General features: G+C 65.8%; 23 protein-coding genes. 3 read left to right on the top strand and 20 right to left on the bottom strand.

Annotated features, from left to right (window positions below; all coding sequences use genetic code 11):
* Positions 1 to 8: 8 nt before the first annotated feature.
* From ligA to rimP, 18 genes are all read right to left on the bottom strand, one after another.
* Entirely contained in the window at positions 9 to 2,126 is a 2,118-nt protein-coding gene (gene ligA, locus A7Q26_RS17405) for an NAD-dependent DNA ligase LigA (RefSeq protein WP_066862076.1), read from the bottom strand.
* A gap of 22 nt (positions 2,127 to 2,148) precedes the next feature.
* On the bottom strand, positions 2,149 to 2,523 hold the full coding sequence (locus A7Q26_RS17400) for a putative quinol monooxygenase (protein WP_066862073.1): 375 nt from the start codon (positions 2,521 to 2,523) through the stop codon (positions 2,149 to 2,151).
* A 65-nt stretch (positions 2,524 to 2,588) separates the two neighbouring features.
* A complete protein-coding gene (gene recN, locus A7Q26_RS17395; RefSeq protein ID WP_066862070.1) occupies positions 2,589 to 4,253 on the bottom strand; it encodes a DNA repair protein RecN in 1,665 nt (554 codons plus the stop codon).
* A 146-nt stretch (positions 4,254 to 4,399) separates the two neighbouring features.
* Positions 4,400 to 5,188, bottom strand: a complete 789-nt coding sequence (locus tag A7Q26_RS17390) for an outer membrane protein assembly factor BamD (RefSeq protein ID WP_066862880.1) — start codon at positions 5,186 to 5,188, stop codon at positions 4,400 to 4,402.
* A 56-nt stretch (positions 5,189 to 5,244) separates the two neighbouring features.
* Positions 5,245 to 6,264 (bottom strand): sensor histidine kinase, encoded by a 1,020-nt coding sequence (locus tag A7Q26_RS17385; RefSeq protein ID WP_066862883.1) that lies wholly within the window; start codon positions 6,262 to 6,264, stop codon positions 5,245 to 5,247.
* 162 nt (positions 6,265 to 6,426) lie between these two features.
* Positions 6,427 to 8,769 (bottom strand): polyribonucleotide nucleotidyltransferase, encoded by a 2,343-nt coding sequence (gene pnp / locus A7Q26_RS17380; RefSeq protein ID WP_066862067.1) that lies wholly within the window; start codon positions 8,767 to 8,769, stop codon positions 6,427 to 6,429.
* Between the two features lie 175 nt (positions 8,770 to 8,944).
* Positions 8,945 to 9,214: a 30S ribosomal protein S15 gene (gene rpsO / locus A7Q26_RS17375; RefSeq protein ID WP_066862064.1), complete on the bottom strand. Its 270-nt coding sequence runs from the start codon at positions 9,212 to 9,214 to the stop codon at positions 8,945 to 8,947.
* 16 nt (positions 9,215 to 9,230) lie between these two features.
* Positions 9,231 to 10,145 (bottom strand): tRNA pseudouridine(55) synthase TruB, encoded by a 915-nt coding sequence (gene truB, locus A7Q26_RS17370; RefSeq protein ID WP_066862061.1) that lies wholly within the window; start codon positions 10,143 to 10,145, stop codon positions 9,231 to 9,233.
* A gap of 31 nt (positions 10,146 to 10,176) precedes the next feature.
* Positions 10,177 to 10,755, bottom strand: a complete 579-nt coding sequence (locus A7Q26_RS17365) for a thymidine kinase (RefSeq protein WP_066862058.1) — start codon at positions 10,753 to 10,755, stop codon at positions 10,177 to 10,179.
* A gap of 10 nt (positions 10,756 to 10,765) precedes the next feature.
* The gene (locus tag A7Q26_RS17360; protein ID WP_066862877.1) at positions 10,766 to 11,659 is read right to left on the bottom strand and encodes an alpha/beta hydrolase family protein; all 894 of its coding nucleotides are present in this window, start codon (positions 11,657 to 11,659) and stop codon (positions 10,766 to 10,768) included.
* Positions 11,659 to 12,036, bottom strand: coding sequence for a type II toxin-antitoxin system VapC family toxin (locus A7Q26_RS17355; RefSeq protein ID WP_232313872.1), 378 nt, complete (start codon positions 12,034 to 12,036; stop codon positions 11,659 to 11,661). Before A7Q26_RS17355 ends, A7Q26_RS17360 begins: the two co-directional genes overlap by 1 nt.
* Positions 12,037 to 12,041: 5 nt before the next feature.
* On the bottom strand, positions 12,042 to 12,323 hold the full coding sequence (locus tag A7Q26_RS17350) for an AbrB/MazE/SpoVT family DNA-binding domain-containing protein (protein ID WP_066862052.1): 282 nt from the start codon (positions 12,321 to 12,323) through the stop codon (positions 12,042 to 12,044).
* 31 nt (positions 12,324 to 12,354) lie between these two features.
* Complete coding sequence (rbfA, locus tag A7Q26_RS17345; protein ID WP_066862049.1) at positions 12,355 to 12,756, bottom strand: 30S ribosome-binding factor RbfA; 402 nt, start codon at positions 12,754 to 12,756, stop codon at positions 12,355 to 12,357.
* Between the two features lie 176 nt (positions 12,757 to 12,932).
* Positions 12,933 to 15,548: a translation initiation factor IF-2 gene (gene infB / locus A7Q26_RS17340; protein ID WP_066862047.1), complete on the bottom strand. Its 2,616-nt coding sequence runs from the start codon at positions 15,546 to 15,548 to the stop codon at positions 12,933 to 12,935.
* Between the two features lie 84 nt (positions 15,549 to 15,632).
* A complete protein-coding gene (locus A7Q26_RS17335) occupies positions 15,633 to 16,310 on the bottom strand; it encodes a DUF448 domain-containing protein (RefSeq protein ID WP_066862045.1) in 678 nt (225 codons plus the stop codon).
* A gap of 63 nt (positions 16,311 to 16,373) precedes the next feature.
* Complete coding sequence (locus A7Q26_RS17330) at positions 16,374 to 16,610, bottom strand: tautomerase family protein (RefSeq protein ID WP_066862043.1); 237 nt, start codon at positions 16,608 to 16,610, stop codon at positions 16,374 to 16,376.
* Between the two features lie 6 nt (positions 16,611 to 16,616).
* On the bottom strand, positions 16,617 to 18,188 hold the full coding sequence (gene nusA / locus A7Q26_RS17325; protein WP_066862041.1) for a transcription termination factor NusA: 1,572 nt from the start codon (positions 18,186 to 18,188) through the stop codon (positions 16,617 to 16,619).
* 14 nt (positions 18,189 to 18,202) lie between these two features.
* A complete protein-coding gene (gene rimP, locus A7Q26_RS17320) occupies positions 18,203 to 18,727 on the bottom strand; it encodes a ribosome maturation protein RimP (protein ID WP_066862038.1) in 525 nt (174 codons plus the stop codon).
* Between the two features lie 186 nt (positions 18,728 to 18,913).
* On the opposite strand from rimP, the gene A7Q26_RS17315 reads away from it, so the two are divergent.
* From A7Q26_RS17315 to A7Q26_RS17305, 3 genes are all read left to right on the top strand, one after another.
* Positions 18,914 to 20,047 (top strand): PQQ-dependent sugar dehydrogenase, encoded by a 1,134-nt coding sequence (locus A7Q26_RS17315; RefSeq protein WP_066862035.1) that lies wholly within the window; start codon positions 18,914 to 18,916, stop codon positions 20,045 to 20,047.
* Between the two features lie 62 nt (positions 20,048 to 20,109).
* The gene (locus tag A7Q26_RS17310) at positions 20,110 to 20,244 is read left to right on the top strand and encodes a type II toxin-antitoxin system Phd/YefM family antitoxin (protein ID WP_084439185.1); all 135 of its coding nucleotides are present in this window, start codon (positions 20,110 to 20,112) and stop codon (positions 20,242 to 20,244) included.
* Entirely contained in the window at positions 20,241 to 20,558 is a 318-nt protein-coding gene (locus tag A7Q26_RS17305) for a type II toxin-antitoxin system VapC family toxin (protein WP_066862032.1), read from the top strand. The genes A7Q26_RS17310 and A7Q26_RS17305 overlap by 4 nt, the downstream gene beginning before the upstream one ends.
* A gap of 63 nt (positions 20,559 to 20,621) precedes the next feature.
* Here the strand turns inward: A7Q26_RS17305 and A7Q26_RS17300 are convergent, their stop codons facing one another.
* Together A7Q26_RS17300 and secG are read right to left on the bottom strand one after the other, a co-directional pair.
* Entirely contained in the window at positions 20,622 to 22,253 is a 1,632-nt protein-coding gene (locus A7Q26_RS17300; protein WP_066862030.1) for a CTP synthase, read from the bottom strand.
* A 90-nt stretch (positions 22,254 to 22,343) separates the two neighbouring features.
* Positions 22,344 to 22,724 carry a preprotein translocase subunit SecG gene (gene secG, locus A7Q26_RS17295; protein ID WP_066862027.1) on the bottom strand — a complete coding sequence of 127 codons (381 nt, stop codon included), beginning with the start codon at positions 22,722 to 22,724 and terminating at the stop codon, positions 22,344 to 22,346.
* Positions 22,725 to 22,741 lie beyond the last annotated feature (17 nt).

The raw sequence follows: 22,741 nt of genomic DNA, 5'->3' as shown, positions 1-22,741 counted from the left end.
AGTCCGGCTTATCCCGCCGCCTTCACGATTTCCGCCCATGCCTCTTCTGTGATGACTTCGATGCCGAGCGCCGTCGCCTGCTTGAGCTTGCTGCCCGCCCCCGGCCCGGCCACGACCAGATCGGTCTTCGCACTCACTGATCCCGCCGCCTTCGCGCCCAGCCGTTCGGCCTGTGCCTTGGCCTCGTCGCGGCTCATGGTTTCGAGCTTGCCGGTGAAGACGACAGTCTTGCCCGTCACCGCGCTGGCGGTGGTTTCCACGACATAATCGGGTGGCGACACTTCAGAGAGAAGATCGTCCCAGACCGCCTGATTATGCGGTTCATGGAAGAAGTCGGCCAGCGCATGACCCACCGCCGCGCCGACATTTTCAACGCCGATATGCTCGGCGATCGCCTTGTCGCGCTTCGCCTGTGTTTCGGCCGGGTCGGCCATGTCGCGCAGGGCGATGATCTCCTGCGCCAAGGCGCGGATGCCGGCGAGCGTCGTGTAGCGCTTGAGCAGGTCACGCGCCGTGACCGCGCCGACATGGCGGATGCCCAGGCCAAAGAGCAGGCGCGCGGCGTCCGGCGCGCGCTTGGCCTCGATCGCGGCGAGGAGATTATCGACCGACTTTTCCTTCCAGCCTTCGCGCGCCAGAAGATCGGCGCGATGCCGTTTCAGGCGGAAGATGTCGGCCGGCTCGGTGATCCACCCAAGGTCGAGAAATTCCTGGATGCTTTTTTCGCCCAGCCCTTCGATGTCGAGCGCGGCGCGGCTGACGAAGTGGCGCAGCCGCTCGAACCGCTGGGCCGGGCAGATGAGGCCGCCGGTGCAGCGATAATCGACTTCCTCCTCCTCGCGCACCGCTTCGGAGCCGCAGACCGGGCAATGGGTCGGGAAGGGAAAGGCCGCTCGCACTTCGTCGCGAGTCAGATTGTCGACCACCTGCGGGATGACGTCGCCCGCGCGCTGGACGATGATGCGGTCGCCGGGGCGGACGCCCAGGCGCGCAATCTCGTCAGCATTGTGCAGCGTGACGTTGGAGACGACCACGCCGCCCACGGTGACGGGGGTCAGCCGGCCGACGGGGGTCAGCTTGCCGGTGCGGCCGACCTGGATGTCGATGGATTCGAGCGTGGTCTGCGCGCGTTCGGCGGGGAATTTATGGGCGATGGCCCAGCGCGGGGCTTTGGCGACGAAGCCGAGGCGCTGCTGCCAGTCGAGCCGGTCGACCTTGTATACGACGCCGTCGATATCGAAGGGCAGGTCGGCGCGCGCGGCCTCTATGCCCCGATAATGGGCGATGAGAGCTTCGAGGCTGTCGACGCAGGCGAGCATGTCGGAGACGGGCAGGCCCCAGGAAGCGATCGCCTGCATGACGCCCAGTTGGGTGTCGGCGGGCAGTGCGCCATGGGCGCCCCAGCCATGGGCAAGGAAGCGCAGCGGGCGGCTGGCGGTGACGGCCGCGTCCTTCTGGCGCAGCGACCCGGCGGCAGCGTTGCGGGGGTTGGCGAACTGGCGCGCCTTGTCCGGGTCGTCGGCTTCGGCGAGGAGGCGCTGGTTGAGCGCCACGAAATCGGCCTTCGCCATATAGACCTCTCCGCGCACTTCGAACAGGTCGGGGATATTGGAGCCGGTCAGGCTCTGGGGAATATCGGCGATGGTGCGGACATTGGCGGTGACATCCTCGCCGGTCGCGCCGTCGCCGCGCGTCGCGGCGAGGACCAGTTCGCCCTTTTCATAACGGAGCGAACAGGAGAGGCCGTCGATCTTCGGCTCGGCGGTGAGCGCGAGCGGCGCATCGTCGGGCAGCGCAAGGAAGCGGCGGACGCGGGCCAGGAACTCGGCGATGTCCTCGTCAGAAAAGCCGTTGTCGAGGCTCATCATGCGGACGGCGTGCGGCACCTTCTTCAGCGCGGAAGTGGCGGTGGCGCCGACTTGGGCATTGGGCGAATCGGCGCGGATCAGGTGCGGGTAGGCAGCCTCCAGCGCGTTGTTTTCGCGGATCAGCGCGTCATAGGCGGCGTCCGTGATCTCCGGCGCGTCCTGGTCATGATAGAGGCGGTTATGCTTCGCCACCTCCCTGGCAAGACGCATCAGGCGGTTGGCGGCTTCGGCTTCGGTGAGGGTCGCGGGGTCGGTCATGGGGGATGCTTTAGCGCCGGCTTCAGATTCCCGCCACCGGCACGGTCTCGAACCGTTGCCCGAAGCCCGCGATGATGGGCCGCGCCTGGGCGATGGCGGCGCGGACGGCAGGGAGTTTGAGGGAGGCGGCATGGCTTTCGCGGCTGTCCCAGACTTCGGTGATCCAGATCGCGTCGGGATTGGCGCTGTCGAACGCCACGACATAGGAGAGGCAACCGGGCATCGCGCCGGTCGCTTCCGCGAGGATGGCGGCCAGTTCGTCGCGCTTGCCGGGAAGGCTCAGCATCTGGCCGATCAGGCCGTAGCGGGGCTTTGCCTCCTGCGCTGCGGCGGGGATGGCGGTGGCGGCGATCGCGGCGGCGGCGAGGCCGAGCATGTCTCTGCGATCATGGGTCATGCGCCTTCCCTTTTCCTCATGGTCCGTTCGTTTCTCGACTTCGCTCGAAACGGACGGCCGTCTCTCTAAACCCGCTCCAGCAAGCGTTCCGCCTGCGCCCTTGCTTCCGCCGTGATCTCCGCGCCGGAGAGCATCCGGGCGATTTCCTCGCGCCGTTCGGCTTCGTCCAGCGCGTGGACGCCGGTGCGGGTGACGGTGCCGTCGCTGGACTTCGCGATCAGCATATGGCCCGCGCCGCGCGCGGCGACCTGCGGACTGTGGGTGACGACGAGGATCTGGTTGCTGCGGGCGAGGCGCGCGAGCCGCTCCCCGATGGCGTCGGCGACTGCGCCGCCCACGCCCCGGTCGATCTCGTCGAAGATCAGCGTGTCCGCCCCGCCCCGTTCGGCCAGCGCGACCTTCAAGGCGAGGATGAAGCGCGACAATTCGCCGCCGCTCGCGATCTTCGCCAGCGGGGCGAAGGGCGCGCCGGGGTTGGTCGAGATTTCGAACTCGACCCGGTCCATGCCCTGCGCGCTCCACTGCCCCTCGTCCAGTTGCGCGACGACGGTGCGGAAGCGGGCCGCGTCCAGTTTGAGCGGCGCCAGTTCGCCCGCCACGGCGGCGTCGAGGCGGCCGGCGGCCAGTTGGCGTTCGGCCGACAGCGCCTGCGCGGCGGCGCGATAGGCGGCGGCCTTCTTCGCGACATCCTTTTCCAGCGTGGCGATATGCTCCTCCCCGCCCTCGATGGCGGCGAGTTTCGCGGCCATCTCGTCGCGCAGGGCGGCAAGATCGTCGGGCGCGACCTGATGCTTGCGTGCAAGGCCGCGCAAGTCGAACAGCCGCGTCTCGATCGCGTCGAGGCGGGCGGGATCGAAGCTGAGCGCTTCGGCGGCCTCGGCCAGGCGATCCTCCGCCTCCCCCGCTTCCACCACGGCGCGGTCGAGCGCTTCGAGCACGGCGGTCAACAGCGGCTCTTCCCCGGCGATGCGGTCGAGCCGGCGCGCGGCCTGGCGCAACTGGGCCAGGCCACCGTCGGAGCCGGCCAGGCAATCGGCTACGGCGGAGAGGTCGTCGGCGAGGCGCGCGCCCTTCTGCATATTGGCCCGCTCCTCGGCCAGCGTCGCTTCCTCGCCGGCTTCGGGCGCGAAGGCGCGCAGTTCCTCGACCGCGTGCGTCAGATAGTCGCGGTCGCGCGCGGCGTTGGCGACGATCGTGCGCGCTTCGGCGAGCGCGGTCGCCGCCATGCGCCAGGCGGCATGGCCGGACGCGACCGCTTCGGCCTCGCACCGGCCATAGCTGTCCAGCAGCGCGCGGTGGCCGCGCGGGTTCAGGAGGCCGCGATCGTCATGCTGGCCATGGATTTCGACCAGGGCGCTGCCAAGGTCGCGCAGCAGCGCCGCCGAACAGGGCTGGTCATTGACGAAGGCGCGGCTGCCGCCATCGGCCTTCACCAGCCGGCGGATCAGCAAAGGCTCGCCTGGCTCTATGTCGATGCCATTATCCGCCAGCAGCGCGGTGGCGCGATGGTCGGCGGCCGGCGGCTCGAAGCTGGCGACGACGCTGGCCTGCGCTTCGCCATTGCGGACGAGGCCGCTGTCGGCGCGCGCGCCCAGCGCCAGGCCCAGCGAATCGAGCAGGATCGACTTGCCCGCCCCCGTCTCTCCGGTCAGCACGGAAAGGCCCGCGCCGAACTCCAGGTCCAGCGCCTCGATCAACACGACATTGCGGATGGCGAGCGCGGTCAGCAAGACACCAGACTCCCCCCTCCTTGACAAGGAGGGGCCGGGGGTGGGTGCGCCGCGTCAGCGGCGCTCGATAACATGAAGGCCGGACGCGCGCTCCGCTCGCGACCCACCCCTAACCCCTCCCTGGAAGGGACGGGACCATGTTGGATTCAAGCCTTGCCGCCATGTTCCTGCATCAGCTTGTAGCTGCGTTCATACCATTTGGTGCCGGGATAGTTGCGGCCCAGCACGGCGGCGGCCTTCTGCGCTTCGGCGGGGATGCCGAGCGAGAGATAGGATTCGACCAGTCGCTCCAGCGCTTCGGGCGTGTGGGTGGTGGTCTGATATTTGTCGATCACGGTGCGGAAGCGCAGCGTGGCGGCGAGCCACTGGCCGCGACGCTGATAGAAGCGGCCGACCTCCATCTCCTTGCCGGCGAGGTGATCGTTCACCAGATCGACCTTCAGCCGCGCGTCGGCGGCATAGCGTGTGTCGGGATAGCGGCGGATCAGTTCGCCCAGCGCGTCCATTGCCTGGCTCGTGATCTTCTGGTCGCGGGTGACGTCGGCAATCTGCTCATAATAGCAGAGCGCGATCAGATAATAAGCGTAGGGCGCGTCCTTGTTGCCGGTGTGGATCGACAGGAAGCGCTGCGAGGCGGAGATCGATTCCGCATAGTCGCGGTTCATATAATAGCTGAAGGCCGACATGAGCTGCGCCCGGCGCGCCCAGGGCGAATAGGGATGCTGGCGCTCCACTTCGTCGAACAGGGCGGCGGCGAGCTTGTACTGGCCGCGATCGAGCCGCGCCTTGCCGCTGTTGTAGAGGGTCGACACGTCACGGGCGACATAGAGGGTGTCGGCCTTGTTCTTCGATGTCGAGCAGCCGGTCAGCACGGGCGAGGCGATCAGGACCAGGGTGGTGGCCGCGCCTATGCGCGTCAGGGTTTTCGTCAGCATGGGCCGGGTCATAGCCGAGCGGATCGCCGTCGCCAAGCGGCAGAATGGCCGGGCGTTCAACCGGCCATGCGAAGCGGCAGGTCGAGCCGCGCGACAGCCCCCTTCGGGCTTCCCGGTTCCAGCATGAAACGCCCGCCCAGCTGCGCCGCGAGCGCATGGGCGATGCGCAGGCCGAGGGATTCGCCCTGCCCCGGCTCGAAACCGGATGCGATCCCCTGCCCATCGTCGGCAATGCGCAGCGCGAGTCCGTCCTCCCGCCTCGTCAGCGTCACTTCTATGCGCCCCGGCCGGTCGGGCAAGCCGTGCTCGATCGCGTTGGCGACCCCTTCGGCGACGATCAGCGCGAGCGGCACGCAGACCTCCGGGTCGAGCGCGAGATCGGCGGGCGCGTCGAGGTGGAGGCGAATATCGTCGCGGCCGCTGGCGTCGAGCAGGTCGGCGGTCAGCGTCGCGAGGAAGGCGCGCATGTCCTGCCCCTTGCGCTCAGGATCGTAGAGCGCGCGGCTGATCCGGCCGACCAGCGCGAGCCGGGCGGAGGCATCGTCGAGCGCGCGCCGGGCGACATCATGATCGACATGGCGCCGCTGGAGCGAGAGCATGGCAGCGACGACCTGAAGATTGTTGGACACGCGATGCTGAAGCTCGTGAAACAGCAGTTCGCGATTCTCCGCCAGCGCCCGGCTGCGTTCGCGCTCCACCGCCAGATTATAATTGGCCCGCTGCATGAAGTGGATGAGGATGATGTCGACCACGACCACGGTGGTGTAGAAGAACAACGCCACCGCCACCGCCGGATCGAGCGCCAGTCGGTGGAAGGGCGGGATGAAGAAATACCAGGATAGGAGGCCGCACAGCAGAGCCGCGAAAATGCCGGGTCGCACGCCGAACAGGAAGGACGAGAGGATGACCGCGGGAAAGAAGGTGACGAAGGGATAGCCCTGCGGCAGCAGCGGTTCGGCAGCCATGCGCAGCAGCATCGCCGCGCCGCAGAAGATCAGCGTCAGCCCATAGGCATAGACCGGCCGATCGAGGACGAGCGGCAGGCGTTCGACAAAGCGCTCATTCCTCCGCTGCATCATGATCCCCGGACAAGTGTCGTTACAGTATCAAAACTTTAGGCGGGCGCATTGATCGAAATCAGTCGATCCTCGCACCACCCCAAAAAAAGGGCGTCCGGATCAACCGGACGCCCTGATTTTTATCGCTTCGTCGCGGGCCAGCCGGCCCACGGCAGCGGATCAGTCCTGGGTCAGGAAGTCGGGCAGACCGGCGCTGGAGCCGTCGTCGTCGCCCTTGCCGCCTTCGTTGCGCGGGCCACGGTCACGGCGCGGGCCGCGATCGCCGCCCCGGTCACCACCGCGACCACCACGGTCGCCGCCGTCACGGCGCGGGCCGCGACCACGGTCGCCCCGATCCCCACGACCTTCACCACGGTCGCCGCGCGGTTCGCGCGGTTCGCGGGCCGGACGGGTGTCTTCCAGTTCCTCTCCGGTTTCCTGATCGACAACGCGCATCGACAGGCGAACCTTGCCGCGCGGATCGATCTCGAGAACCTTGACCTTCACTTCCTGGCCTTCCGACACGACGTCGGTCGGCTTTTCGACGCGCTCATTCTTCATTTCGGAGACGTGGACGAGACCGTCCTTGCCGCCCATGAAGTTCACGAACGCACCGAAATCGACGATGTTGACGACCTTGCCGGTGTAGACCTTGCCGACTTCCGCTTCCTCGACGATGCCGAGAATCCACTTCTTGGCGGCTTCGATCTGGGCGATGTCGGACGAGCTGATCTTGATGATGCCCTCGTCGTCGATGTCGACCTTGGCGCCGGTTTCCGCGACGATCTCGCGGATGACCTTGCCGCCGGTGCCGATGACGTCACGGATCTTCGACTTGTCGATCTGGATCGTCTCGATGCGCGGGGCATGGGCCGACAGCTCGGTGCGGGTCGAGGACAGCGCCTTGCTCATCTCACCCAGGATATGGGCGCGGCCTTCCTTGGCCTGGCGCAGCGCGACTTCGAAGATTTCCTGCGTGATGCCGGCAACCTTGATGTCCATCTGCATGGTGGTGATGCCCGCTTCGGTACCGGCCACCTTGAAGTCCATGTCGCCCAGATGATCCTCGTCGCCCAGAATGTCGCTGAGGACAGCGAAATTCTTGCCTTCCAGGATCAGGCCCATGGCGATGCCCGACACCGGACGCTTCAGCGGAACGCCCGCGTCCATCATCGACAGCGAACCGCCGCAGACCGTCGCCATCGACGACGAGCCGTTGGACTCGGTGATGTCGGAGAGGACACGGATGGTGTAGGGGAACTCGTCCTTGGTCGGCAGGACCGGGTGCAGGGCGCGCCATGCGAGCTTGCCATGACCGACTTCGCGACGGCCCGGCGCGCCGAAGCGGCCGACTTCACCAACCGAATAGGGCGGGAAGTTATAGTGCAGCATGAAGCTTTCATAATGAACGCCGACCAGGCCGTCGATCATCTGCTCGGCGTCCTTGGTGCCCAGCGTGGTGGTGCAGATCGACTGCGTTTCACCACGGGTGAACAGCGCCGAACCATGGGTGCGCGGCAGGAAGCCGACCATCGCCTCGATCGGGCGGATCTGGGTGGTGGTGCGGCCGTCGATGCGCTTGCCGTCCTTGAGGATGGCGCCGCGCACGATTTCCGCTTCCAGCTTCTTGGTCAGCTTGATGCCGGCCATCACGGTCTGGGCGTCGAGACCTTCCTCGGTGAACCAGGCCTTCGCCTTGGCGCGGGCTTCGTTCAGGGCGTTGGAGCGGGCCGACTTGTCGGTCAGCTTGTAGGCGGCCGTGATGTCCTTGCCGATCAGCTTCTTCAGCTTCTTCTTCAGGTCATCCAGGTCATCGCCCTTGGCGACGGCCCACGGATCCTTCGCTGCCTTCTCGGCCAGCTCGATGATGGCTTCGACGATCTTCTTCGACGCTTCGTGCGCGAAGAGGACGGCGCCGAGCATGACGTCTTCCGACAGCTCCTTGGCTTCGGATTCGACCATCATCACGGCATTGTGGGTGGCAGCGACGACCAGGTCGAGTTCGCCGGTCTTCACTTCGTCGAGCGACGGGTTCAGCTGATATTCGCCATCCTTGTAACCGACGCGGGCGGCGCCGATCGGACCCAGGAAGGGCACGCCCGACAGGGTCAGCGCGGCCGACGCGGCGATCATCGCCACAATGTCCGGCTCGCTTTCGCCGTCGAAGCTCAGAACCTGAGCGATGACGTTGATTTCGTTATAGAAACCTTCAGGGAACAGCGGGCGGACCGGACGGTCGATCAGACGGGAAACCAGCGTTTCCTTTTCCGTGGCGCCACGCTCACGCTTGAAGAAGCCGCCCGGAATGCGACCGGCGGCCGAATATTTTTCCTGATAGTGGACGGTCAGCGGGAAGAAGTCCTGCCCTTCCTTCACCGACTTGGCGGCGGTCACGGCGCACAGCACCACGGTTTCGCCATAGGTCGCCAGCACGGCGGCGTCGGCCTGACGCGCGATACGGCCGGTTTCGAGGGTCAGCGTCTTGCCGGCCAGCTCGATTGATACCTTCTTTACATCGAACATAGATTTTTCCTTCGCCCGCGCGGCCCTATTGCCGGGCGGGGCCTGTGTTGCGGACTAACCGGCCCGCTGCGGTGTCGGGGCATCGTCTGGCCCCTTGAATGAAACAGGGCGCCGAATTGCGCCCTATTCCAGAATCGGAAACGGCCCCGAATGGGGCCGTCCCTTTGTAGCAGGCTTACTTGCGCAGGCCCAGCTTGGCGATGAGGTCGTTATAGCGACCCGCATCCTTCTTCTTGAGATAGTCCAGCAGCGAACGGCGCTTGTTGACCAGCATCAGCAGGCCGCGACGGCTGTGGTTATCCTTGTGATGACCCTTGAAATGCTCGGTCAGGTTCGAGATGCGCTCCGACAGGATCGCAACCTGGACTTCCGGCGAACCGGTGTCGCCTTCGACGCGGGCATGTTCCTTGATCAGCGCTTCCTTGCGCTCAGCAGTAATCGACATCGGCTTCCTTTCTGATTTAGAGATTAAAGCCGCGCACCACCCGGATTTCCGGGCCACTGGCCTCCACCAGCGCGACGGGCGTTTCGCCCTCCATCGCCAGTAACAAACCGGTATGCGGTTTCCCCACGAGCACCTTCCCCTGTCGGAGAGCCAGCGCGTCATCGGGAGAGACTGCGAGAGCCGGGATGTCGTCCAGCCCCGCCGTCAACGGCAGCATTAGCCCACCGATGCCGTCGCCCCTAGCAGCTTCGTCCAATTTGTCCAGCGAAATCGCGGAATCCAGGGTGAACGGCCCGGCCTTCACCCGGCGCAACATGGTGACATGGCCGACCGTGCCGAGCGCCAGAGCGATGTCGCGGGCAAGCGAACGGATATAGGTGCCCTTGGACACATGGGCGGTAAGGGTGATCTGGCCCAGCCGTTCGTCGTTTCCGTCCTCGCGGGGATGGCAAAGCCGCAGACCGTGGATCGTCACCGATCGCAGCTTCATCTCGACCGCCTCCCCCTTGCGGGCGAGGTCGTAGGCGCGCTGGCCGTCGATCAGGATGGCGCTATAGGCGGGCGGCGCCTGCTCGATGGGGCCGGTGAAGCGCGGCAGGATCGCTTCCACCTGCGCCAGCGTGGGCCTGTGATCGCTCTCCACAATCACCTTCCCCTCCAGATCGAGCGTGTCGGTCTGGACACCGAAAGCGACAGTGAAATCATAGATCTTGTCGCTGTCGAGCATCCGGCCCGCCAGCTTCGTCGCCTCCCCGATCGCGATCGGCAGCACCCCGGTCGCCAGCGGATCGAGCGTGCCGCCATGGCCGACCTTCCACTTGCCCGCTCCGCCCAGAATCTCCCGCTGGATGCGCAGCGCGCGCTTGACCGCGCTGACCGCCTGGGTCGAACCGAGGCCATGGGGTTTGTCGAGGATGATCCAGCCGTGCATGGCGCGCCTGTAGAGCGGCGAGCCGCCGCTGTCAGCCCTGCATCTGCTCCACGAAATGGCGGCGGCACAAGGCGACGTAGCGGTCATTGCCGCCAATTTCGGTCTGGTCGCCCTGCCGGATCGCCCTCCCCTGCCCATCGACACGCAGGTTCATGATCGCCTTGCGCCCGCATTCGCAGATCGTCTTGATCTCGCTCAGCGTGTCGGCGAGGCCCAGCAGCGCGGCGCTGCCGGGGAAGAGCTGGCCCTGGAAATCGGTGCGGATGCCGTAGCAGAGGACCGGAATATTGAGCCGGTCGCAGACACCGCCCAATTGCCACACCTGCGCCTCGCTCAAAAACTGCGCCTCGTCCACCAGCACGCAGGACAGCGACGTCGCGTCATGCTGCGCGGAGATGGCGGCGAGCATGTCGGTTTGGCTGTCGAACAGATGCGCCGGCGCCTCCAGCCCGATGCGCGACACGATCCGCCCCTGGCCATAGCGATCGTCCACCGCCGCGGTCCAGAGCATCGTGTCCATGCCGCGTTCGCGATAGTTGAAGTCCGATTGCAGCAGGGTCGTCGATTTGCCAGCATTCATCGAGCTGTAGTAGAAATAAAGCTTCGCCATCGGCGTTGGATTAGCGGATTGTGGGCGCGACGCCAGCGAGGAAACGAACCAGCGCATCGGCGAGCGCGATCCGCTTGTCGGAGAAGCCATGATCGGTCGGCCAGACCATCAGCCGGGCGTCGGGATTGGCGCCCTGCGCGTCGGCGGCGACCTTGCGCGCCATGGCGCCGATGCCCCGCTCCGCGCCGATGATGGAGAGCGGGCGGCGGCCATAGCCGGCGAGGCGACGGCCGAGGTCGAACTTGGCGCCGTCGGCCCTGATCTCGCCGGTCAGGCTGTCATAGGTCGCGCCGGCCAGCGGCGGCAGGTCGCCTGCCACCTCCGCCTTCCAGTCCGCCTCGCCTTCCGGCGTGGCGAGCGCGGCGACGGTCTGCGCCGGATCCCAGGGATCGATCAGGAACAGTCCCGCGACGCGCGGTTCGGCTGCGGCGGCATCGGCGGCCATGAAGCCGCCCATACTGTGCCCCGCCACCACGATCGCGCTGGTGTCGATGCGATAGCGGGCCACGGTCGAGGGCTGTTGCAGGAACTGGAGCGCGGCGAAGGCATCTTCCGAGGCATTGCCGAAGGAGAAGCGGCCGGGGCTGCCCCAGCTGCCGCGATAATGGAGGGTCAGGACGTTCCACCCGGCGCGACGCGCGGCCTGGGCAAGGTCCAGATTCTGCTCATTGCCCGGAAAGCCGTGAAGCAGCAGCAGGGTAGGATGGATGCCCGCACCGGCGGCGGTATAGAGGACGGCGTTCATCGCGCCATCCTGCGCCGGGATGACGAAGGCGCTCATGCCGGCGGGATAGGCGGCGTCGGGCCGCGGATCGGTGACGACGGCGGGATGGATGGCGGGGTCTTTTGCAAGGGCGGGGGCGGCAACCGCACAGGCCAGGATCATGACGGAGGGAAAACGCATCATTTCGGAACCTCGATTGCTACAGGCGGATCGGCCAGCTTGCGGAAAGCCTCTCCATCAAACGTCACGAATGCTTCGGCACCGTTCGCGCCAAGAACATGAATGGCATCGGCAATGTCCGCGCCGGCGCGAAACTGCGCCACGGCCCATCGAACTCCGTTGCCCTGCTCCACCTCGACATTCGGCAGGTCCATGATGTCGGACAAAATGTCGGCCAACGCCAGACGCCCCACCTTATACCGGCCACCCAGCAGCCAGGCCGTTTCAAGCATGACGGTAAGGGGAATGAAGATGCCTTCGGCGATCAGGGCGTCCGCGATCTCGGCCTGCCGAACATCATCCCGGACCAAGGCCCGAGCCAGGATATTCGAGTCCACCGCCTTCAACGATCGCTATCCTCGGCCGCCTTGCGCCAGCACTCCGCGATCGTCTCGTTCATTTCCTCGATCGTCACCGTCGGGCCATCATAATGGATGCGCGCCCGGATGCCGGCCATGATCTCTTCAAAGCTGCGGCCGGATTTGCGGTGCTGCGGCTTCAGGAATACGCCGCCGCCCATGGGCACGACGTCCAGCACCTGCCCTGGCGCAAGCCCGAGCTGGTCGCGTACATCCTTGGGGATGACGACCTGACCCTTTGCCGACAATGTGGTCTTGCCGCTCATCACGGTAAGATGCGTCTTACCGTTGCCCGAGTCAATCTTCGCCCTCGTCCTGCGCCAGGTCGCGGGCGACCTTTGGGTCGCGGAGCAGCTTGTCGATATGGCTGCCCTCGTCGAAACTCTCGTCCGCCAGGAATTTGAGCCTGGCCGCATATTTGAGGCGGATGCGGTGCGCGACTTCGCGCTGGAGATAGGCGGTGTTCGTGCGCAGCGCCTTGAGCACCGCCTCCTCATCCTGGCCCAGCAGCGACTTTATGAAGACGGTGGCGTGGCGCAGGTCGGGCGACATGCGGACTTCGGTGACGCTGACGACATGCCGGGCCAGCACATCGTCATGCACGTCGCCGCGCTGAAGAATGTCGGACAGGACATGGCGCACCTGCTCGCCCACGCGCAGCAGGCGGACGGAGGGGCCTTCGGGTTGTTGTTGAGCCATAAATCATCCCTCCCGCTTGCGAGTTCCGGGTGAACCGTGCCCGCATGGTCAGGTCGGTCCGGGATACTGACCGACCCGGACCGGGCCGGGGATGGGCTCCTCCCACCGGCCTCTGCAATTCAGGAGAGGGCGAGCCCACCCCCTGCCCCCTCCCGCGCGCGGGAGGGGGCCATGGATTACAGCGTGCGCTGGCGTTCCTCGACCTCGAACAGTTCGAGCGTATCGCCGACCTTGATGTCGTTCGTGTCCTGAAGCACGGCACCGCACTCCATGCCGGCGCGGACTTCGGACACATCGTCCTTGAACCGGCGCAACGACGCGATGTGGGTGCGCGACACGATGACATCGTCGCGGGTAAGGCGCGCCGACAGACCCTTGCGGATGATGCCGTCCATGACGAGCAGACCCGCCGCCTTGTCCTTCTTGCCCGCCGGGAACACCTGGAGCACCTCGGCACGACCCACGATCGTTTCGATGCGTTCCGGCGCCAGCTGGCCGGCCATTTCGCCGCGGACTTCCTCAAGCAGGTCGTAGATCACGTCATAATAGCGCAGCGAGATCTTCTCGCGCTCCGCCAGCTGACGCGCCTTGGCGTTGGGACGGACGTTGAAGCCGATCAGCGGCGCGCGGCTGGCGGCGGCCAGCGTCACGTCGCTTTCGGTGATCGCGCCGACACCCGAATGCAGGATGCGGACCTTGATCTCGTCGGTCGAGATGCGGTTGAGCGACGTCACGATCGCTTCGACCGAACCCTGCACGTCGCCCTTCACCACCACCGGATATTCGATGACGGTCGTGTTCAGCGCCGAGAACATATGTTCGAAGCTGGTCGGGGCAGCCGTGGTGCGCTTCTTGGTCGCCTGTTCCTGACGATAGGCGGCAACTTCGCGGGCGCGGGCTTCATTCTCCACGACGGTGAGCTGGTCGCCCGCCATCGGGACGCCGGAGAGACCCAGAACCTCGACCGGGGTCGAGGGACCGGCGGTCTTCACCTGCTGTCCTTTGTCGTTGATCATCGCGCGGACCTTGCCGCTTTCGGACCCGATGACGAAGGTGTCGCCGATCTTGAGCGTGCCCTTGCGGACCAGAACGGTCGCGACCGCGCCGCGACCCTTGTCGAGCTGCGCCTCGATCACATTGCCTTCGGCGGCGCGATCGGGGTTGGCGGTCAGTTCCATGACCTCGGCCTGCAGCAGGATCTTTTCGATCAGTTCGTCGAGGCCGGTCTTCTTGAGCGCCGAAACCTCCACGTCCTGGACGTCGCCGCCCATGTCCTCGACCACGATCTCCTCGCTCAGCAGGCGCTCGCGCACCTTCTGCGGATTGGCTTCGGGCTTGTCGCACTTGTTGATCGCGACGATCATCGGGACGCCAGCTGCCTTGGTATGGTTGATGGCCTCGATCGTCTGCGGCATCAGGCCGTCATCGGCCGCCACCACCAGGATGACGATGTCGGTGACGTTGGCGCCGCGGGCGCGCATTTCCGAGAAGGCCTCGTGGCCCGGCGTATCGAGGAAGGTGATGACATCACCCCCCTTGGTCTTCACCTGATAGGCGCCGATATGCTGGGTGATGCCGCCGCTTTCGCCCGCGACCACGTCGGTCCCGCGCAGCGCGTCGAGCAGCGAGGTCTTGCCATGGTCGACGTGACCCATGATGGTCACGACCGGCGCACGGGGCTTCAGCGTTTCAACAGCGTCGACTTCGCCTTCCATGCCGATTTCGACGTCGGCATCGGACACGCGCTGGATGCGGTGGCCGAATTCCTCGACCAGCAATTCCGCCGTATCCTGATCGATCGGCTGGTTGAGCGTGACAGCGGTCCCCATCTTGAACAGGGCCTTCACCAGGTCCGCACCCTTTTCGGCCATGCGGTTGGCGAGTTCCTGCACCGTGATGCTTTCCGGCACGATCACGTCGCGCGACTGCTTCTCACGCTGCTGGGCGCCGCCGGCATAATGAGCGCGACGCTCCTTTTCGCGGGCGCGCTTCAATGCGGCGAGCGAGCGGGCACGGGCGCTGTCGTCGTCCGCGAGCGCGCGGGTGACGGTGAGCTTGCCGGCCTGACGGCGATTGTCCTCGCCCTTCTTGGCGCGATCGGGCTTGGCCGGTTCGGGACGCTTGATCGGGGTGACGGGCGTGAAACGGCGCGGCGGCGGCACGGCCGACCCGGTGGTCGCCGGCTTCTGTTCGGCAGCGGCAGGCGCGGCTTCCGCCGGAGCGGCGGCGGCCGGAGCCGGCGCGGCTTCCTCGACCGGAGCGGCCGGCGGGTTAGCGGCGGTATCGGCGGCCCTGGTGGCTTCCTCCGCCTGACGGGCGGCTTCGGCCTCGGCGGCTTCGGCAGCGAGGCGGTTTTCCTCGGCGCGGCGCTTCTCTTCCTCGGTTGCGGCCAGACGCTGGGCATCCTCGCGACGACGCGCTTCCTCAAGCGCGTTCATGCGGGCTTCCTCAGCCTCGCGCAGCAGCTTGGCCTGCAATTCCTGACGCGACATCAGGCTCTGCGGCGGTGCCTGGCGCACCGGAGCGGGCTGCGGCGCACGGGCCTGCGGCGCGGGTGCGGCGGGACGCGGCGCGGCGGGCGCGGGGGTCGGGTCCGTCTGGGGCGCAGCCGCAGGCGCGGCACCGGTCGTCTCACCGGGCTTGCCCAGGATGCGGCGCCGCTTCACCTCAACCACGACCGTATTCTTGCGGCCATGGCTGAACTGCTGCTGCACCTGGCCGGATTCCACGGTCCGCTTGATGCCCAGCGGCTTGCGACCCAGAACCGGCTTGTCTTCCTTGCTGTCACTCATACGATCGAACTTAACCCTTCACTTCCGCTCCGGCCGGAAAGGCCCGCCGGCGCCCTTATTTCTCGATGCTGATCCGGCCAATGCTCATTCGAGCCGATGCTCGTCAGGGACGGCCGGCGCATCAGCGGAGACATGCTCCCCATGCACAGGCGCCCCGTTAGCGCAACCCAGATAGCTTTCCAAGCGGCCTATGGCCGCGCGCAGGCGCGAAGCAGCCCGCGAGTCGGTCACCGCAATATGGACGACATTATCCCGCCCCATTGCCATAGATAGGGCATCGCGGTCCACAGGCAAGGTGATGCCGGCCAAATCACTGCCCTCCGCTTCCCGGCCGACCCGCAGGGCCTGGTCCAGTTTGCGGTTGCCGTCGGCCGCCGCATCGGCGGCGTGGAGCAGCAATTGGACCTGCCCCTTGCGGCAGGCGACGTCGATCTTTTCCGATCCGGTGAGCAGCATGGACGCGCGCGCCTCCAGCCCCAACCGATCGAGCAGCGCCTTGCGCAGGCCCGACTCGATCATCTCCGGCAGGGTATCGGGAATCTGGAGCGTGCCGTCCTTGAAGGAACGGGCGAGCGCGGCCTTGAGCTTGCCCTTGGCGAGAGCGGTTTCCAGTTCGGCGCGGCGGACGCCGATCCACGCGCCCCGCCCCGGCGCCTTGGCGCGGAGATCGGGAAGCACCTGCCCCTCCGGCCCCACGGCCAGGCGGATCAGCATGTCGGGATCGGCGCGGTCGCCGGTCAATATGCATTTGCGTTCGGTCATGCGCGCTCCTCCGCCAGAACGGAAGAAAGGGCAAGTCCAACGCTGTGGTGAGCGCCTATTCTCTCATCGGGGAGTGACCGCAGCATTGGCGTCCTCCCTTGGTGAAGAGGGCGCGTCGCGGTCGGCGAGCAATTGCCCGCCGGCTGCGTAATTTTCGGTCGAGATTTCCGAGATCACGATCTGCACGGCAGCCGCCGGCTTCCCCAGCCGCTCCACGAGCGACCGGGTGACGTCAGCGACGATCGCGGCTTTCTGCTCGCGGGTCGCGCTGCCGGCCAGGCGGATGTCGACAAAAGGCATGGTGGCTCAGGCTTCCTCTTCGAACCAGTGGGCGCGGGCGGCCATGATGATCTCATTGCCCTGCTCGTCGCTCAGGCCATAGGCCGCCAGGATGCCGCCCTTGTCATCGCTGCTGCTGTCCGACTTGCGGCGGCGCTGGTCGATACGCTTCTTCTGCACCAGCTCGTCGGTGGCGAGGTCGGCGAGATCGTCGAGCGTCTTGATGCCCGCCTTGCCCAGCGTGACCAGCATCGCTTCGGTCAGATGCGGCATGTCGGCCAGCGCATCCTCGACGCCCAGCGCCTGACGCTCTTCGCGCGCGGCGGCTTCGCGACGGTCGAGCGCTTCCTGCGCGCGGCTCTGCAACTCGGCGGCGAGATCTTCGTCGAAGCCCTCGATCCCGGCCAGTTCCTCGACGCTGACATAGGCGACTTCTTCCAGCTCGCCGAAGCCTTCGGCCACCAGCAGCTGCGACAGTGTCTCGTCCACGTCCAGTTCGTTCTGGAACAGTTCGGAGCGGGCGACGAATTCCTTCTGGCGCTTCTCGCTGGCGTCGGCCTCGGTCATGATGTCGATCGCCTTGCCGGTCAGCTGGCTGGCGAGGCGGACATTCTGGCCGCGGCGGCCGATGGCGAGGCTGAGCTGATCGTCGGGAACGACGACTTCGATGCGCTCTTCTTCCTCATCGATGACGACGCGGGCGACCTGGGCGGGCTGAAGCGCGTTGACGACGAAGGTGGCGGTATCTTCCGACCAGGGGATGATGTCGATCTTTTCGCCCTGCATCTCCTGCACGACGGCCTGGACGCGGCTGCCCTTCATGCCGACGCAGGCGCCGACCGGGTCGATGCTCGAATCGCGGCTGATGACGCCGATCTTGGCGCGGCTGCCCGGATCGCGGGCGGCGGCCATGATGGTGATCACACCGTCATAGATTTCGGGGACTTCCTGCGCGAACAGCTTCTTCATGAATTCGGGATGCGCGCGGGACAGGAAAATCTGCGGCCCGCGATTTTCGCGGCGCACGTTCAGCACGACCGAACGAATGCGGTCGCCGACGCGGACGACTTCGCGCGGAATCTGCTGGTCCCGGCGGATCACGCCTTCGGCGCGGCCCAGATTGACGACGACATGGCCGAATTCGACCGACTTGACGACGCCGGTGATGATCTCGCCCACGCGGTCCTTATATTCTTCATACTGGCGCTCGCGCTCTGCGTCGCGGACCTTCTGGAAGATGACCTGCTTGGCCGACTGGGCGTCGATGCGGCCCAGGTCGATGGCGGGCAGCGGATCGACGATGAAGTCGCCGATCACGGCGTCCTTCTTCAGCTTCTGCGCCTGCTTGAGGTCGACCTGCTTGAAATAATCCTCGACCACCTCGACCACTTCGACGACGCGCCACAGGCGCAGGTCGCCGCTGTCCGGGTCCAGCTTCGCGCGGATGTCGTTCTCCGCGCCGTAGCGGGCGCGCGCGGCGCGCTGGATCGCATCTTCCATCGCCTCGATGACGATGGCCTTGTCGATCATCTTTTCCGATGCCACCGAATTGGCGATGGCGATCAGTTCGGCCTTGTTGGCGGAAATGGCGTTGGCCATGACGTTATGAACCCTTATTCTTCGGTTTCAAACTCGTCCGCCCCATCGGAGGAGAGCGGCATACTAGCAGCAATCAGCCTGTCGGTCAGCACCAGCTTGGCGTCGCCCACAAGCGCGAAAGGAATGGAGACGTCACCCGCCTTGGCGTCGGCGAAGAGGATATCCTCGCCCTCCACGCCCTTGAGGATGCCGCGAAAGCTCTTGCGACCCGACACGATCTCCGTCGCGCTGATCTTCGCCTCATGCCCGGCCCATTCGAGGAAATCGTGCAGGCGGGTGAGCGGCCGGTCGATGCCGGGCGAGCTGACTTCGAGGCGATAGGCGTCCTCGATCGGGTCGGCTTCGTCCAGCACGTCCGACAGGCGGCGCGAGATGGTCGCGCAATCCTCGATCACGAGCTGCCTGGTCGACGGATTTTCGGCCATGATCTGGAGCGTATATTCGTCGCCCGACCCGAACAGCCTGACGCGCACGAGGGCAAAGCCCAGGGCCTTCACCTCGGGTTCGATCAGCGCGGTCAGTTCGGCGATGTCCGCCATGCAGTCTCCAGACAAAATATGCAGCTTCTTTCGCGCCGCAGGCTCTCCGCCTGCGACCCTGACATGTTTGACGATGTAAGGAAGCAAGGGCGATATAGGCATGGTACGGGAAATCTGCAACATTATTCGTCTCGGATCATTTCACCCGCATAATCCCGCGCCGCAGCCCCGACATGGAGACGAAAGATGCGCCATTTGACGCTCGCCGCCCTGCCCCTCCTCCTGATCGCCTGTTCGGGCGAGGGCGCCAACAGTCAGACGCCGGCGTCGGCCGAAAAGCCGTTCAAGACGTCCGTCATCGCCGATTTCGATTCGCCCTGGGCCATGACCTTCCTGCCCGACGGCCGCGCGCTGGTGACGGAAAAGAAGGGCGAGATGATCCTGTTCGATCCGAAGAACGGGACCAAGATTCCGGTCGCGGGCATCCCCGCTGTGGACAGCGCGGGACAGGGCGCGCTGATGGACGTGGTGCTGTCGCCGACTTTCGGCACGGACAAGGCGGTCTATTTCAGCTTTTCCGAAGAACGCGACGGGCTGAAGGGCGTGGCGCTGGCCAAGGGCGCGTTCAATCAGGCGAGTGACGGCACGACCAGGCTGGACGGCGTACAGGTGATCTTCCGCGCCAGCCCCTATGTGACGGGCAACGGCCATTATTCCGGCCGCATCGCCTTCTCGCCGGACGGCAAATATCTTTTCTTCACCAATGGCGAGCGCCAGAAATTCGATCCGGCGCAAGACCCCAAGGCGACGCTGGGCAAGGTGCTGCGCCTGAACCCGGACGGCACGCCCGCGGCGGGCAATCCTCTGGCCGCCAAGGGCTTCAACCCCACCATATGGTCCTATGGCCATCGCAACCTGTTGGGCATCGCCTTCGACAAGGATGGACGGCTGTGGGAGCAGGAAATGGGGCCGAAGGGCGGCGACGAGGTGAACCTCATCAAGCCGGGTCTCAACTATGGCTATCCCAAGGTGTCGAACGGCGACCATTATGACGGCCGCGACATTCCCGATCACAAGGCGGGCGATGGCTATGAAGCGCCCAAGCTGAGCTGGAACCCGGTGATTTCGCCGGGCGGGCTGATCCATTATTCGGGCGACCTGTTCCCGCAATGGAAGGACAGCCTGTTCATCGGCGGGCTGTCCAGCCAGAGCCTCGTCCGGGTGAAGCTGGACGGCGAGACGGCGGAAAAGGCAGACCAGTGGGACATGGGCGCGCGCATCCGCGAGGTCGAGCAGGGACCGGACGGCGCGCTGTGGCTGCTGGAGGATGGCGACGACGGATCGCAGGGGCGGATGCTGAAGCTGACGCCGGCGGGGTGACGGCTTGAATGGGACCATCGAACGGTCCATCTCCAGCGGCAATCGCAACGGGAGCGGTGCCGATGAAGGTTTCCGTGACCGACGCCAAGGCGCAAATGACCGATCTCGTCCGCCGCGCCGAAGCGGGGGACGAGGTCATCCTTGCCCGTCACGGCCATCCTGCCGTGCGCCTGGTTCCGGTCAAGATGCGTGCATGACCGTCCTTCGACAGCAAGACGACATCGCCATCTCGGCGGCAACCCTTACGAAGATGCTCATCGTTGCGGGCCAGCGGGGCATAGCAGCCGAGGCTGAAACGCCTATTGCCGGTCTGGACGTCGAAATCGTTCCCGTGACCCCCGCTTCCGCGCGGCGCGCCGCTGCCGCCTATGCCCGATGGGGCAAGGGCGCGCATCCCGCCAGCCTCAATTTCGGCGACTGTTTCGCCTATGAGCTGGCCAGGAGGCGCGACTGTCCATTATTGTTCGTGGGCGGCGATTTCGCGCAGACAGACGTGATGCCGGCCCTCTGATCCTCCCGCATTCCGACGGCGCAGCCCGAGACGAAAAACGGGGCCATCCGGCCCCGTTTCCATTTACACCAGCCGGCTCTGCTTGACCGCCGCCTGAATGAAGCTGGCGAAGAGCGGATGCGGGTCGAAGGGCTTGGATTTCAGTTCCGGGTGGAACTGCACGCCGACGAACCAGGGATGGTCGGGCCGCTCGACGATTTCCGGCAGCGTGCCGTCCGGCGACATGCCGGAGAAGATCAGGCCGCCCTTTTCCAGCGGCTCGCGATAGCCCGCATTCACCTCATAGCGGTGGCGATGCCGTTCGCTGATCTCGGTCGCGCCATAGACGCCCGCAACGACGCTGTTACCGTCGAGCCTGGCGGGATAGGCGCCCAGGCGCATCGTGCCGCCCAGGTCGGTTTCGGCGGTGCGCTTCTGCAGGCCTTCCTTGCTCATCCATTCGGTGATGAGGCCGACGACCGGCTCGGACGTCTCGCCAAACTCGGTGGTGGACGCGTCGGCGATACCCGCCGTGTTGCGCGCGCCCTCGATGCAGGCCATCTGCATACCGAGGCAGATGCCGAAGAAGGGCACGTTGCGTTCGCGCGCGAACTTGACCGAGGCGATCTTGCCCTCCGACCCGCGCACGCCGAAGCCGCCGGGGACGAGGATGCCGTGCATCGGTTCGAGGCTGGCGACGAGATCCTCGCCCTTCTCGAACAGCTCAGCGTCGATCCACTTGATATTGACCTTCACCCGGTTGGCGAGGCCGCCATGGTGCAGCGCCTCGTGCAGCGACTTGTAGGCGTCGAGCAGGCCGACATATTTGCCGACCACGCCGATCGTCACTTCACCCTCGGGATTGAGCTGGCGATCCATGATGTCGTCCCAGCGCGCCATGCTGGGCGCGGGCGCATCCTTGATGCCGAAGGCGCGCAGCACTTCCTCGTCCAGTCCTTCGGCATGATATTGCTGGGGCACGGCGTAGATGCTGCTGGCGTCCAGTGCGGGGATGACCGCTTCGGGACGCACGTTGCAGAAAAGCGCGATCTTGCGGCGCTCGCTTTCGGGCAGCGGATGTTCGCAGCGGCACAGCAATATGTCGGGCTGGATGCCGAGCGAGGTCAGTTCGCGCACGCTGTGCTGGGTCGGCTTGGTCTTCAGCTCGCCGGCCGCCGCGATATAGGGCACCAGCGTCACATGGACGAAGATCGACTGGCCGCGATCGAGGTCGTTATGGAGTTGGCGAATCGCCTCCATGAAGGGGAGCGATTCGATGTCGCCCACCGTGCCGCCGATTTCGCACAGGACGAAGTCGAGATCTTCGGTGTCGGCCAGCGCGAAGGCCTTGATCTCGTCGGTGACGTGCGGGATGACCTGCACCGTCGCGCCCAGATAGTCGCCGCGCCGTTCGCGCTGGATGATCGTCTGGTAGACGCGGCCCTGCGTCACATTATCCGACTGACGCGCCGAAACCCCTGTAAAACGCTCATAATGGCCAAGGTCGAGGTCGGTTTCCGCCCCATCGTCGGTCACATAGACCTCACCATGCTGATACGGGCTCATCGTGCCCGGATCGACATTGAGATAGGGATCGAACTTCCGGATGCGAACACGGAAACCTCGCGCCTGCAACAGAGCTGCAAGCGAAGCGGCCATCAGGCCCTTGCCAAGCGAGGAGACCACGCCGCCGGTGATGAAAATATACCGCGCCATGGGAGTGGAGGCTTAGCCTTTCGGAACAACAAAGGGCAAGCGCGCGAATCCACGCGCGCTTAAAAAAAGATCGAAAGATCGGTGAGGTGGTTAGTTGGCGAGCGGAACCGCGCCGTTGGCCGCCGGAGTCGGCGCCGCGGCCGCATTGCTGGCCGCACCGGCCAGCGGATCAGCATTCGCCGGCGCCGGGGCGCCCTGCGTCGCCGGAGCCTGACGCACCAGCGAGGTATCGATGTCGCTCGGCGCATGGCGCACCGAGGCGATGACCGCCATGACGATCGACAGCAGCACGAAGATGCTGGCGAGCACGGTGGTCGACCGGGTCAGGAAATCCGCCGCGCCGCGCGCCGACATCAGCCCCGCCGGGCTGCCGCCCACGCCCAGGCCGCCGCCTTCCGACTTCTGCATCAGGATGACGGTGACCAGCAGGGCGGCGATGATCGCCTGCACGACGAGGAGGAAGGTGAACATTGGGCTGTTTCTGTCCG

Source organism: Sphingobium sp. TCM1, assembly GCF_001650725.1.
In the GTDB taxonomy this organism is placed as follows: domain Bacteria; phylum Pseudomonadota; class Alphaproteobacteria; order Sphingomonadales; family Sphingomonadaceae; genus Sphingobium.
The sequence above is the reverse complement of the archived record's forward strand: the minus strand, read 5'-3'. Positions and strand labels throughout refer to the sequence as shown.